Here is a 13,250-nt window from a genome sequence, read left to right as displayed (position 1 = left end):
CGACTCCTATTGATTTCAGTTTTTGGGGGGCGCGCAGCGACCCACTATCGACGATCAACTGAAATGAACAGACAGACCCGCCAGCAGCCAGGGCTGATCGGCTATGCTTGCGCAGCGCACGGAGCAAGTAACCGGCTTGGGACCCATGGATATCAAGTTCACCAATCGCCTGTCATACAAGCAAGCCCGGTTGACAGTCCTGGTCGGCTTCATCCTGGGAACATTGCTCAGTCTCATCCAGATCGGCATCGATTATGCCAGCGAAGACGCGTCCATCAACCGTGAAATTCAGGCACTGCTGAAGATCAGCCACGACACGGCCTCGCGCATCGCCTACAACATCGACACGGAACTGGCCCAGGAGTTGACCGGCGGCCTGCTGAAATCGCCGGCGCTGATCCGCGCGCGGCTGATCGACAACAACGACACGGTACTGGCCGACGTGCAGCGGCCCAGCATGGAAAGCCGCTACCGAGCGCTGTCGGACTTCCTGTTCGGCGAGCAGCGCCAGTTCCAGGACCGGCTGTTCCTCGCCCACATGCCCGATGAATACCTCGGCACCCTTTACCTGGATGTCGACACCTACACCTTCGGCGGGCGCTTCCTCGATCGGGCCGGGGTTACCCTGGTCAACGGCTTCGCCCGCAGCCTGGTGCTTACCGGCATCCTCCTGGCGCTGTTCTACCTGATGCTGACCAAGCCGCTGGTGACGGTGATCGGCGCGCTCAGCGGCAACGATGCGCGCACACCCAGGCAGAACCGCGTGGACTGCCCCAGGGGCCACGAGAACGACGAGATCGGTGTGCTGGTGCGGGTCGCCAACCAGCAGTTCGTCAGCATGGCCACCGAGATCCAGCAGCGGCGCACCGCCGAGAACCGCCTGACCCAGTACCTCAACGAGCTGGAGGACATCGTCTCGGCGCGCACCACCGAGCTCAAGGCCAGCAACAGCCGCCTGAGCCTGTCCAACCAGGAGCTGGACGAAGCGCGCCAGCGCGCCCTGGACATGGCCCAGGCCCGCGCTGCCTTCCTGGCCAACATGAGCCACGAGATCCGCACCCCGCTCAACGGCATGCTGGGCATGATCGCCCTGGCCCTGGACAGTGGCCTGGCGCCCGAGCAGCGCCAGCAGCTGTCGATCGCCCACGACTCGGGCAAGGTACTGGTGGAGCTGCTCAACGATATCCTCGACCTGTCCAAGTTCGACGCCGGCCAGCTGGAGCTCGAGCGCATTCCGTTCGACCTCGGCGCCATGGTCGAGGACACCGCCAACCTGCTGTCGCAAAATGCCGCGCCCAGCGTCGAGCTGACCTGCCTGGTCGCCCCGGACTTCCCCAGCACGGTGCTGGGCGATCCGACCCGGGTGCGGCAGATCGTCAGCAACCTGTTGTCCAACGCCCTCAAGTTCACCCGTTTCGGCCGCGTCGATGTGCGCCTGAGCAGCATCGTCGGCGGTATCCGCCTGGAGGTGAGCGACACCGGCATCGGCATCCCCGAGGAGGCCCAGGCGCGGATCTTCCAGCCGTTCACCCAGGCTGGCGCCGGCATCACTCGCCAGTACGGCGGCACTGGCCTGGGCCTGGCCCTGACCCGCAACCTGTGCCAGGCCATGCAGGGGCACCTGCATATCCAGTCCGAAACCGGCTTCGGCAGCCGCTTCAGCGCCGACCTGCCGCTACCGGCGCACACCGAGGCGATCCCGCCGGCGCCATTGAACGGACGGGTGGTGGCCCTGGGCAACCCCGGCAGTGGCCTGGCCGAGCTGCTGGCGGGGCTGTTGCCGCGCTGGGGGCTGGAATACGCGCGTCATGAGGATGCCAAGGACCTGGCCGGCACGGCCGTCGACCTGCTGATTACCGACGACCTGGACCACGTGCTCGACCTGCGCCCGGCCATCGAGGCGCCGATCCTGCTGGTGACCGCCTACGGCAACTTCCTGCCCACCGAGCAGGCCGAGCAACTGGCGCCCTTGCAGCAACTGGCCCGCCCCCTGGCACGCAATGCCTTGTACCAGACACTGCGCCGCACCTTGCAGGGCGAGCCCAACGCGCCACTGCCCCACGAGGTGCCGGCCTCGCGCGAGCTCAGGGCGCGCATCCTGCTGGTGGAGGACAACCCGGTGAACCAGCTGGTGGCCAAGGGCATGCTGGGCAAGCTCGGCTGTCAGGTGCAGGTGGCCGCCCACGGCCAGGAAGCCCTGGACTGCCTGGAGCAAGGCAGCTTCGACCTGGTGCTGATGGACTGCAACATGCCGGTGATGGATGGCTACGAGGCCAGCCGGCGCATCCGCCAGAGCAGCCGCTGGCCGGAGCTGCCGATCGTCGCGCTGACCGCCAATGCCATGCCCGAGGAGCGCGAGCGCTGCCGCGCCGCGGGCATGAACGACTACCTGGCCAAGCCGTTCCGCCGCGAGGAACTGCTGGCGCTGATCGAGCACTGGGTGCCGGTCAGCGGTTGAGCAGCGGCTCGATCGCCGATTTCAGTGCCTCGGGCTTGGTGGTCGGGGCAAAGCGGCTGACCTTGCCGGTGCGTGGGTCGACCAGGAACTTGGTGAAGTTCCACTTGATCTTCTGCGTGCCCAGCACGCCCGGCGCGCGGCGCTTGAGCTCGGCGAACAGCGGGTGGGCACCGGGGCCGTTGACCTCGATCTTGCGAAACAGCGGGAAACTCACGCCGAAGTTGAGCTCGCAGAACTGCGCGATCTCGCGGGCGTCACCCGGCTCCTGCTTGCCGAACTGGTTGCAGGGGAAGCCCAGCACCACCAGGCCCTGGTCGCGGTAGTCCTGCCACAGGCGTTCGAGGCCCTTGTACTGCGGGGTGAAACCGCACTGGCTGGCGGTGTTGACCACCAGCAGCGCCTTGCCGGCGAAGTCGCCCAGCACTTTCTGTTCGCCACCGAGGGTGACGCAGGGGATGTCCAGCAGCGCATCGGCCATGTTCGCTCTCCGTCAATCGCGTGGCTTGAGGTCCAGGCACACCGAGTTGATGCAGTAGCGTAGCCCGGTCGGCGGCGGGCCGTCGGGAAATACATGGCCCAGGTGGGCATCGCACTGGGCGCAGGTGACTTCGGTGCGGATCATGCCGTGGGAGGTGTCGCGAATCTCGATCATCGCAGCCTCCTCGATCGGCGCGTAGAAGCTCGGCCAGCCGCAGCCGGAATCGAACTTGGTCTTGGCGTCGAACAGCGGCAGGTCACAGCAGATGCAGTGGTAGATGCCGTCGCGGCGCTCGCTGTTGTACTTGCCGCTGAACGGCCGCTCGGTGCCCTTGAGCCGGCACACCTGGTACTGGGCCGGATCGAGCATGGCGCGCCATTCGTCCAGGGTTTTGTCGATCTTTTGCATGATGGGACCTCGGCAGGCTGATTTTCACCTCGCACCGGCTTTTCCCTGGCGCGGGTGGCACGTATATTAGTTGGCTTCGTGTGCAAGGCCGCCAGTCTGGCACCCGCTTCCCGCCCTTTCAAACCTTTCGAGCAAGGGCGGCGCGCATTCTCACTCGGGATCTCATCATGCAGTTCAGCAAATCGAACAAGCTCGCCAATGTCTGCTACGACATTCGCGGCCCAGTGCTCAAGCACGCCAAACGCCTGGAAGAGGAAGGCCACCGCATCCTCAAGCTGAACATCGGCAACCCGGCGCCGTTTGGTTTCGAGGCGCCGGACGAGATCCTCCAGGACGTGATCCGCAACCTGCCCACCGCCCAGGGCTACAGCGACTCCAAGGGTCTGTTCAGCGCGCGCAAGGCGGTGATGCAGTACTGCCAGCAGAAGGAAATCGAAGGTGTCACCATCGAGGACATTTACCTCGGCAACGGCGTTTCCGAGCTGATCGTGATGTCGATGCAGGCGCTGCTCAACAACGGCGACGAGGTGCTGATCCCGGCGCCCGACTACCCGCTGTGGACCGCCGCGGTGAGCCTGGCCGGCGGCAAGCCGGTGCATTACCTGTGCGACGAGCAGGCCGACTGGTTCCCGGACCTGGACGACATCAAGGCCAAGATCACCCCGAATACCAAGGCCCTGGTGATCATCAACCCGAACAACCCGACGGGCGCGGTCTACTCGAAAGAGCTGCTGCTGGGCATGCTGGAGCTGGCCCGCCAGCACAACCTGGTGGTGTTCTCCGACGAGATCTACGACAAGATTCTCTACGACGAGGCCGTGCACATCAGCACCGCGTCGCTGGCCCCGGACCTGCTGTGCCTGACCTTCAACGGCCTGTCCAAGTCGTACCGGGTGGCGGGCTTCCGCTCCGGCTGGCTGATCATCTCCGGGCCCAAGCACCACGCCCAGAGCTACATCGAAGGCATCGACATGCTGGCCAACATGCGCCTGTGCGCCAACGTGCCGGCCCAGCACGCGATCCAGACCGCCCTGGGCGGCTACCAGAGCATCAACGACCTGGTACTGCCGCCAGGCCGCCTGCTGGAGCAGCGCAACCGCACCTACGAGCTGCTCAATGCCATCCCCGGGGTGAGCTGCGTCAAGCCGATGGGCGCGCTGTACGCGTTTCCGAAGATCGACCCGAAGGTCTGCCCGATCTTCAACGACGAGAAGTTCGTGCTCGACCTGCTGCTGTCGGAAAAGCTGCTGATCGTCCAGGGCACGGCGTTCAACTGGCCATGGCCGGACCACTTCCGCGTGGTGACGCTGCCGCGGGTGGATGACCTGGAACAGGCCATTGGCCGGATCGGCAATTTCCTGCGCACTTATTCGCAGTAAGCGATACCGTCATCGCGGGGCCAGCCCGCTCCCACGCCGCTCCCACGCTAGCTGGCGTGGGAGCGGCGGTGCGCCGATGCGACTGGCCCCGCGATGTTTTCGCCTTACATCCTGCAACGCTCTATCCCACGGTACGCCCGGCATCCTCTGCCATACTCCTCGCGTACACAGTTTGAAATAGTCGCCCGGTTGAATAGCCGCGCCCTCCCCCTTATATACCCCGCAGTACGCAACGAACTTATCCGTCAGGAGAACGTAACAACCATGATGCGCATTCTGTTGTTTGTAGCCACCAACCTCGCGGTGGTGCTGGTTGCAAGCATTACCCTGAGCCTGTTCGGCTTCAACGGGTTCATGGCGGCCAACGGGGTTGACCTCAACCTCGGCCAGCTGCTGGTCTTCTGCGCCGTGTTCGGTTTCGCTGGCTCGCTCGTCTCGCTGTTCATCTCCAAGTGGATGGCGAAGATGACCACCGGCACCCAGATCATCACCCAGCCGCGCACCCGCCACGAACAGTGGCTGCTGCAGACCGTCGAGGAACTGTCCCGCGAGGCCGGCATCAAGATGCCCGAGGTGGGTATCTTCCCGGCCTACGAGGCCAACGCCTTCGCCACCGGCTGGAACCGCAACGACGCGCTGGTCGCCGTCTCCCAGGGCCTGCTGGAGCGCTTCTCGCCCGATGAGGTGCGTGCGGTGCTGGCCCACGAGATCGGCCACGTGGCCAACGGCGACATGGTCACCATGGCGCTGGTGCAGGGCGTGGTGAACACCTTCGTGATGTTCTTCGCCCGTATCATCGGCAACTTCGTCGATCGGGTGATCTTCAAGAACGAAGAAGGCCACGGCATCGCCTACTTCATCGCGACCATCGTCGCCGAGCTGGTACTGGGCATCCTCGCCAGCATCATCGTCATGTGGTACTCGCGTCGCCGCGAGTTCCGCGCCGACGAAGCCGGCGCCCACCTGGCCGGTACCGGCGCGATGATCGGTGCACTGCAGCGCCTGCGCTCGGAACAGGGCCTGCCGGTGCACATGCCCGACACCATGAAGGCCTTCGGTATCAATGGCGGCCTCAAGCATGGCCTGGCCGGCCTGCTGATGAGCCACCCGCCGCTGGAAGACCGTATCGACGCCCTGCGCCGTCGCGGTTGATCCAGGCAGCAACAAGAAAGGGCGACTTCGGTCGCCCTTTTTCATTGCCAGTACCGGCCCCATCGCGGGGCAAGCCCGCTCCCACACCAGCCCGTTTGGTGCAGGCGTGGGAGCGGGCTTGCCCCGCGATGGCTTCAACGCCGAACGCTGTAGACTCGCTCAACCAAACTTTCGACACCAGCTTTGAGAAACTTCGGACTCTCGCCCAGAATCTCCCGCGCCTCGACCTCATCGACCCGCCACCCGGCAAACCCAGCCCGCACTTCGGCGTCCGGCACCGAGAACGGCGGCCCGTCGATCAATCCCTGGTCGTAATCCAGGGTCACCAGCAGCCCACGGCAGGCCGCTGGCAACCGCTCACCCAACAACGCCATGTAGCGCTCGCGCATCGCCAGCGGCAAGGCGATCAGCGCCGCCCGGTCATACACCCCCGCGCACTCCGCCAGATCCTCGGCGCGCAAGGCAAACACATCCCCGCACCACAGCTCCACCTCATCGCTGCGCCACACCTCGAAGGCACCGTGCCGGGCAATCTGCGCCACCAGGCCATGTTCGGTGAAGAAGTCCGCCACCGCCCTGCGCGACAGCTCCACCCCCAGCACCCTATAGCCTTGGGCGGCCAGCCAGAGCAGGTCCAGGCTCTTGCCGCACAGCGGCACCAGCACCCGCGCGCCGTGGGCCAGCCCCAACGTCGACCAGTGCGCCTGCAGGTACGGGTTCACCTGAGGTTGGTGAAAGCCGATCTGGTTGTCCGCCCACCGCTTGTGCCAGAACGCTGGCTCCATGATTCCTCCCGGTTTTTCGATAAAAGCCTGTGAAAACTTATATTGGATCTCGATCGAAAGCTGATCGAAGATGGCAGCATCTTACCTGCCAGGACCCCGCCATGCTGCCCAGCCTGTTCATCTCCCATGGATCGCCCATGCTCGCCCTGCAACCCGGCGCCAGCGGCCCGGCCCTGGCCGCGCTGGCCCGCGCACTGCCCCGGCCGAAGGCGATCGTGGTGGTGTCGGCGCACTGGGAGAGCCGCGAACTGCTGGTGATGAGCAACCCGCAGCCGCAGACCTGGCATGACTTCCATGGTTTTCCGCCAGCGCTGTATGCGGTGCAGTACCCGGCGCCCGGCGAACCGGCGCTGGCCAGGCGGCTGTCCGAACTTCTCGGAGCCCGGCTGGATGAGCAGCGGCCCTTCGACCATGGTGCCTGGGTGCCGTTGTCGCTGATGTATCCCGAGGCGGATATTCCGGTGGTTCAGGTGTCGCTGCCCAGCCAGGCCGGTCCCGATCTGCAACTGAAGGTTGGCCGGGCGCTGTCGGCACTGCGCGAAGAAGGCATCCTGCTGGTCGGCTCGGGTAGCATCACCCATAACCTGGGCGAGCTGGACTGGCACGCCGGGCCGGATGCGGTCGAGCCCTGGGCGCTGGCGTTTCGTGACTGGGTGGTGGATCGGTCAAGTGCCGGGGATGAGACGGCGCTCGTGGATTATCGGCGGCAGGCGCCGTTTGCGGTGCGTAACCATCCCAGTGACGAACACCTTTTGCCGTTGTTCTTCGCCATGGGGGCTGGCGGACGGTTTGGGATCGTGCACCAGGGGTTTACGCTGGGGGCGTTGGGGATGGATATCTATCGGTTCGACTGACGTACGCCGGGGGCGCGTTGCGCCCCTTTCGCGGCACGAGGCCGCTCCTACAGGGATCGGGGTCAGCTGAGCGTCAGGCAAAAAAAATCCCCGGCCAAGTGGCCGGGGATTTTTTATTGCAGCGCCAGGATCAGTCTTCGCGGTAGCGGCGCAGCTTCAGCTGCTTGCCGGCCACGCGGGTGTCCTTGAGCTTGGTCAGCAGGCGCTCGAGGCCGTCTTCCGGCAGCTCGACCAGGCTGAAGCTGTCACGCACCTGGATACGACCGATGGCGTCACGCGCCAGGCCACCCTCGTTGAGGATCGCGCCCAGCAGGTTCTTGGCGGCGATGCCGTCACGGGCACCCAGGGCGGTACGGCAACGCACGCGGCCTTCGGCCAGCGGCATTGGCGCACGGCGCTCGCGCTCGCCACGGTCCGGACGCTCGCCGCGCTCGGTACGCTCACCACGCTCACGCGGGGTGTAGGTCGGCACCAGCGGCTGCTCGCGCTCCACCGAAGCCAGGTCCAGCGCCTGGCCGTTGGTGGCCTTGCGCAGCAGGGCCGCGGCCAAGGCACGCGGGGTGCAGCCCAGGTCGGCGGTCAGGCGGTCGAACAGCTCGCCGTGGCTGGCCTCGGACTCGGCCACCAGCGGCGCCAGGCTCTTGGTCAGCTTCTTGATGCGCGCATCCAGCACGGCTTGCGGGTTAGGCAGGCGGGCTTCGGCGACTTTCTGACCGGTGACACGCTCGATCACCTGCAGCATGCGGCGCTCACGCGGGGTGACCAGCAGCAGCGCACGGCCATCGCGACCGGCACGGCCGGTACGGCCGATACGGTGCACGTAGGACTCCGGGTCGTACGGCATGTCGACGTTGAACACGTGGGTGATGCGCGGCACGTCCAGGCCACGGGCAGCGACGTCGGTGGCGACGACGATGTCCAGGCGGCCGTCCTTGAGCGAGTCGATCACGCGCTCACGCTGGTTCTGGGCGATGTCGCCGTTCAGCGCGGCAGCCTTGTAGCCTTTGGCTTCCAGGGCGGCGGCCAGGTCCAGGGTGGCCTGCTTGGTACGCACGAAGGCGATCAGCGCATCGAACTCTTCCACTTCCAGCAGGCGCAGCACGGCCGGGATCTTCTGGTCGGCGTGGACCATCAGGTGGGCCTGCTCGATCGCGGTCACGGTCTGGGTCTTGCTCTGGATCTTGACGTGCTTCGGCTCGCGCAGGTGGCGCTCGGCGATGGCACGGATCGAGGCCGGCAGGGTGGCGGAGAACAGCACGGTCTGGCGGGTGGCAGGGATGGCATCGAAGATCACTTCGAGGTCATCCATGAAGCCCAGCTTGAGCATCTCGTCGGCTTCGTCGAGTACCAGGTACTGGACGGTGGACAGGACTTTCTCGTCGCGGCGCAGGTGGTCGCACAGGCGGCCCGGGGTGGCGACGACGATCTGTGCGCCATTGCGAATGGCACGCAGCTGTGGGCCCATCGGGGCACCACCGTACACGGCCACCACGTTAACGCCCGGCATCTGCTTGGCGTAGGTTTCGAAAGCGGTGGCTACTTGCAGCGCCAACTCACGGGTTGGCGCCAGGATCAGGGCTTGCGGTTCGCGCTTGCTCACGTCGATCTTGTTGAGGATCGGCAGGGCGAAGGCAGCGGTCTTGCCGGTGCCAGTCTGCGCCTGGCCGATCATGTCGTGACCGGCGAGGATGATCGGGATCGACTGTTGCTGGATGGCCGACGGCTCTTCATAGCCGGTGGCCAGGACGGCAGCAACGATGTTCGGATTGAGTTCGAGAGCGGCGAATCCGCCGGTTTCCTGGGTCATGGGTCTGCCTCTAGGTGCATCCGCAAAGACCCATGCTCCAAAGCTGCACATGCCTTGAAAGACCAGTCGGTCACCCAGGCAGCTTTGGCGGCGGGGATTTGCGAAAACGATTGAAATAGGAACGTCTTGGGAAGGTCCGCCTAGCGGACGCGCAGCCGAAGCTGGATTCGGAGGATTTGCACCACCTGATTTTGAGGTCCGCTAAAAGACCGGCGCGTACTATACCCGAAATAGCCGTGAATTGTGAGAAATATTTCGACGGCCAAGACCCACATTGGATCCAGGCTGAATCGTTTCCCTGTAGAAGATCGCCCAGCCCTTCGGGCTACGCTGTCGCGCAGGGAAACTATCCCCTGTGGGAGCGGCCTTGTGTCGCGAAAGGGCCGCAAGGCGGCCCCGGCGATCTTGAGGTGGGCACATATCCCGGGGCCGCGCTGCGGCCCTTTCGCGACACGAGGCCGCTCCCACAGGGATCGCGTTGGGCGGCTCATCAGGTCGCCGGGCGGATTTCCTTGATCAGGTATTCCAGCGAATACCCCAGCTGCGGCGCCAGCGCGGCGGCCCGCGCCCGCACGGCATCGATATCCAGCGCCTGCTCCAGGTCCGCCGGCACTAGCAGGATCACGTTGCCCTCCTTCACCGGCAGCTCCCAGTAATGGCGGTGGTACAAACCACGCAACAAGGCCGCGCCCAGCGGCTTGCCGTCGTCCCCGGCCCACTGGTTGATTACCAGCCAGCCATCGGGGTTCAACTGCTTCTGGCAGTTTTCCAGGAAGCCCCAGGCCAGGTGGCCGACACCGGGACCATAGTCGGTATACAGGTCGACGAACAGCAGGTCAGCCTTCTCCGCGCTGGGCAGCAGCTCGAGGGCGTCGCCCACCCGCACATACAGCCGCGGGTCGTCGTCCAGGCCCATGTACTCCATGGCCAGGCGCGGCACGTCGGGGCGCAGCTCGATGGCCTCGACATCCTCCAGCGGCAGGAACTTCAGGCACGCCTGGGTCAGGGTGCCGGCGCCAAGACCGAGGAACAGCGCGCTCTCCGGCTGCCCGTGGCACAGCGCGCCGACCAGCATGGCGCGGGTGTAGTCGTACTCCAGCCAGCTCGGATCGGCGGTGAAGGTGCAGCTCTGCTCGATGGCGTCGCCGAACTCGAGGAAGCGATAGTCATCCACCTCGTACACGCTGATGACGCCAAAGGCGTCCTCGACCCGTGCCAGCAGCCGCTCTTCCCGCTCCGTCGCCATCCTTACCACCTGCCCGCGCAAAACGCCCATTGTCCGCCAATGCCGGTGGTGCAACAAGCACACCCGGGCGTACCATGGCTGGCAGGCCTTAACGACACTTATGGATAGAGCTTGCGATGACCCGACAATGGACCCCTGACAGCTGGCGCGCCCTGCCGATCCAGCAGCAACCGATCTACCCCGACGCCGCGCACCTGCTGAAGGTGGAGCAGACGTTGGCCAGCTACCCGCCGCTGGTGTTCGCCGGCGAGGCCCGCGAGCTGCGCCGGCAGTTCGCCGAAGTAACCCAGGGTCGGGCGTTCCTGCTGCAGGGCGGCGACTGCGCCGAGAGCTTCGCCGAGTTCTCCGCGGCGAAGATTCGCGACACCTTCAAGGTGCTGCTGCAGATGGCCATTGTCATGACCTTCGCCGCCGGCTGCCCGGTGGTCAAGGTCGGGCGCATGGCCGGCCAGTTCGCCAAGCCGCGCTCGGCCAATGACGAGACCATCGGCGACATCACCCTGCCCGCCTACCGCGGCGATATCGTCAACGGCATCGGCTTCGACGAAAAAAGCCGCGTCCCCGACCCGGAGCGCCTGCTGCAGGCCTACCACCAGGCCACCGCCAGCCTCAACCTGCTGCGCGCCTTCGCCCAGGGCGGCTTCGCCGACCTGCACCAGGTGCACAAGTGGAACCTGGACTTCATCGCCAACTCGGCGCTGGCCGACAAGTACCACCAGTTGGCCAACCGTATCGACGAGACCCTGGCCTTCATGCGCGCCTGCGGCCTGGACACCGCGCCGCAACTGCGTGAAACCAGCTTCTTCACCGCCCACGAAGCGTTGCTGCTCAACTACGAGGAAGCCTTCGTGCGCAGCGACAGCCTGACCGGTGACTACTACGACTGCTCGGCGCACATGCTGTGGATCGGCGACCGCACGCGCCAACTCGATGGCGCCCATGTCGAGTTTCTGCGCGGTGTGCACAACCCGATCGGGGTCAAGGTCGGCCCGAGCATGAACCCCGAGGAGCTGATCCACCTGATCGACGTGCTCAACCCGGACAACGACCCGGGCCGCCTGAACCTGATCGTGCGCATGGGCGCCGGCAAGGTCGGCGACCACCTGCCGGGGCTGATCCGCACCGTGCAACGGGAGGGGCGCCAGGTGCTGTGGAGCTCCGACCCGATGCACGGCAACACCATCAAGGCCAGCAGCGGCTACAAGACCCGCGATTTCGCGCAGATCCTCGACGAGGTCAAGCAGTTCTTCCAGGTGCACCAGGCCGAGGGCAGCCACGCTGGCGGCATCCATATCGAGATGACCGGGCAGAACGTCACCGAGTGCATCGGCGGCGCCCGGCCGATCACCGAGGACGCCCTGTCCGACCGCTACCACACTCACTGCGACCCGCGCATGAACGCCGACCAGTCGCTGGAGCTGGCGTTCCTGATCGCCGAAACCCTCAAGCAGGTACGCCGCTGAGCAACGCCTGACGCAGCCGGCTGCCCTCGGCGCGGGGGCAGTTGAGCTGCAACCTCTCCAGCCCCAGCCAGGCGGCTAGCCGCTGCAAGTTGGCCGCCAGCGCCAGATACCCTTCCCCGTCCAGCCCTGCCGGTTCCTCGTGCACTGCATGCACCGCCAACCGCCCATGGGCGCGTTCGGCGCGCAGGTCCACCCGCGCGGCAATACGCTCCCGATAAAGGAACGGCAGCACGTAGTAACCGTACACACGCTTGTGCGCCGGGGTATAGATCTCCAGGCGGTAGCGGAAATCGAACAGGCGCTCAGTACGCTCGCGCGCCCAGACCAGCGAATCGAACGGCGAAAGCAAGGCGCTGGCCTCGATACGCCGGGGAATCCGTGGCACCCCCGCGACATAAGCCGGTTGTTTCCAGCCCTGCACGGTACAGGCCTGCAGGCGCCTGTCCTCGACCAACACCGCCAGGGCGGCCTTGCTCTGCTGCGGCGAGAGGCGAAAGTAGTCGCGCAGGTCCTGTTCGGTGGCCACGCCCAGGGCAACGGCGGCGTGCAGCAGCAAGCCCTGGTGCGCTTCGGCCTCACTGGGCCGGGCCTGCTCGAGGATCGCCGCCGGCAGCACCCGCTCGGGCAGGTCGTACAGGCGCTCGAAACCGCGACGCCCGGCCACGGTGACCTCGCCGGCGGCGAACAGCCATTCCAGCGCGTGCTTTTCTTCGCTCCAGTCCCACCAGGGGCCGGCGCGCTCCTCGCGGGTGGACAGGCTGCCCGCGCCCAACGCGCCCTGGTCGCGCACCGCCGCCAGCACCCGCTCGATCACCTCGCGCCGCTCGCGGCCGAACGCGGCCAGTTGCCGGTAGATGCCCTTGCCGTCGGCAGCGTGGGCCATGCGCCAGCGCATCAGCGGGTACAACGCCAGCGGCAGCAGCGATGCTTCATGGCCCCAATATTCGAACAATCGGCGCTGGCGGCGCTGGCCCCAGGCGAGCTGGTCCAGCAGGTCGTGCGGGTAGTCGCCCAGGCGCGAGAACAGCGGCAGGTAGTGGGAGCGTACCAGGGCATTGACCGAATCGATCTGCACCACGCCCAGGCGCTGGAACATCCGCGTGAGGCTGGCGAGGGTCGGCGGGCCGCCGGGCGACTTGCCGAAGCCCTGGGCGGACAAGGCCAGGCGGCGGGCCTGGGAAATGGACAAGCTGAGGGGCATGAAGTGGGCTCCGTCTGAT

At 65.9% G+C, this 13,250-nt stretch carries 11 protein-coding genes; 5 read left to right on the top strand and 6 right to left on the bottom strand.

Annotated elements, in window-relative coordinates; genetic code table 11:
* Positions 1 to 103 precede the first annotated feature (103 nt).
* Positions 104 to 2,458, top strand: coding sequence for a response regulator (locus HU751_RS01605; protein ID WP_186735670.1), 2,355 nt, complete (start codon positions 104 to 106; stop codon positions 2,456 to 2,458).
* Here the strand turns inward: HU751_RS01605 and HU751_RS01600 are convergent.
* Both HU751_RS01600 and msrB read right to left on the bottom strand, forming a co-directional pair.
* Positions 2,448 to 2,936 (bottom strand): glutathione peroxidase, encoded by a 489-nt coding sequence (locus HU751_RS01600; protein WP_069017516.1) that lies wholly within the window; start codon positions 2,934 to 2,936, stop codon positions 2,448 to 2,450. The genes HU751_RS01605 and HU751_RS01600 overlap by 11 nt on opposite strands.
* A gap of 12 nt (positions 2,937 to 2,948) precedes the next feature.
* The gene (gene msrB / locus HU751_RS01595) at positions 2,949 to 3,344 is read right to left on the bottom strand and encodes a peptide-methionine (R)-S-oxide reductase MsrB (protein WP_050704678.1); all 396 of its coding nucleotides are present in this window, start codon (positions 3,342 to 3,344) and stop codon (positions 2,949 to 2,951) included.
* Between the two features lie 167 nt (positions 3,345 to 3,511).
* On the opposite strand from msrB, the gene HU751_RS01590 reads away from it, so the two are divergent.
* Together HU751_RS01590 and htpX are read left to right on the top strand one after the other, a co-directional pair.
* On the top strand, positions 3,512 to 4,723 hold the full coding sequence (locus tag HU751_RS01590) for a pyridoxal phosphate-dependent aminotransferase (RefSeq protein ID WP_050704677.1): 1,212 nt from the start codon (positions 3,512 to 3,514) through the stop codon (positions 4,721 to 4,723).
* A gap of 264 nt (positions 4,724 to 4,987) precedes the next feature.
* Positions 4,988 to 5,875: a protease HtpX gene (gene htpX, locus HU751_RS01585; RefSeq protein WP_038705666.1), complete on the top strand. Its 888-nt coding sequence runs from the start codon at positions 4,988 to 4,990 to the stop codon at positions 5,873 to 5,875.
* 134 nt (positions 5,876 to 6,009) lie between these two features.
* On the opposite strand, the gene HU751_RS01580 is transcribed toward htpX, so the two are convergent.
* Positions 6,010 to 6,660, bottom strand: coding sequence for a thiopurine S-methyltransferase (locus tag HU751_RS01580; RefSeq protein ID WP_186735672.1), 651 nt, complete (start codon positions 6,658 to 6,660; stop codon positions 6,010 to 6,012).
* 101 nt (positions 6,661 to 6,761) lie between these two features.
* Between HU751_RS01580 and HU751_RS01575 the strand changes: the two genes are divergently transcribed.
* The gene (locus HU751_RS01575; RefSeq protein ID WP_186735674.1) at positions 6,762 to 7,514 is read left to right on the top strand and encodes a DODA-type extradiol aromatic ring-opening family dioxygenase; all 753 of its coding nucleotides are present in this window, start codon (positions 6,762 to 6,764) and stop codon (positions 7,512 to 7,514) included.
* 130 nt (positions 7,515 to 7,644) lie between these two features.
* Here HU751_RS01575 and HU751_RS01570 read toward each other — a convergent pair whose 3' ends face one another.
* Both HU751_RS01570 and HU751_RS01565 read right to left on the bottom strand, forming a co-directional pair.
* Positions 7,645 to 9,321, bottom strand: a complete 1,677-nt coding sequence (locus HU751_RS01570; RefSeq protein ID WP_186735676.1) for a DEAD/DEAH box helicase — start codon at positions 9,319 to 9,321, stop codon at positions 7,645 to 7,647.
* Positions 9,322 to 9,811: 490 nt separating this feature from the next.
* A complete protein-coding gene (locus tag HU751_RS01565; protein WP_186735678.1) occupies positions 9,812 to 10,567 on the bottom strand; it encodes a spermidine synthase in 756 nt (251 codons plus the stop codon).
* Positions 10,568 to 10,683: 116 nt separating this feature from the next.
* Here HU751_RS01565 and HU751_RS01560 point away from each other — a divergent pair, with 116 nt between their 5' ends.
* Entirely contained in the window at positions 10,684 to 12,030 is a 1,347-nt protein-coding gene (locus tag HU751_RS01560) for a class II 3-deoxy-7-phosphoheptulonate synthase (RefSeq protein WP_186735680.1), read from the top strand.
* On the opposite strand, the gene HU751_RS01555 is transcribed toward HU751_RS01560, so the two are convergent.
* Positions 12,011 to 13,231 (bottom strand): winged helix-turn-helix domain-containing protein, encoded by a 1,221-nt coding sequence (locus HU751_RS01555; protein ID WP_186735682.1) that lies wholly within the window; start codon positions 13,229 to 13,231, stop codon positions 12,011 to 12,013. The genes HU751_RS01560 and HU751_RS01555 overlap by 20 nt on opposite strands.
* Positions 13,232 to 13,250: the final 19 nt, after the last annotated feature.

Origin of the sequence: Pseudomonas peradeniyensis (assembly GCF_014268935.2) — a bacterium.
Lineage (GTDB): Bacteria > Pseudomonadota > Gammaproteobacteria > Pseudomonadales > Pseudomonadaceae > Aquipseudomonas > Aquipseudomonas peradeniyensis.
The sequence above is the reverse complement of the archived record's forward strand: the minus strand, read 5'-3'. Positions and strand labels throughout refer to the sequence as shown.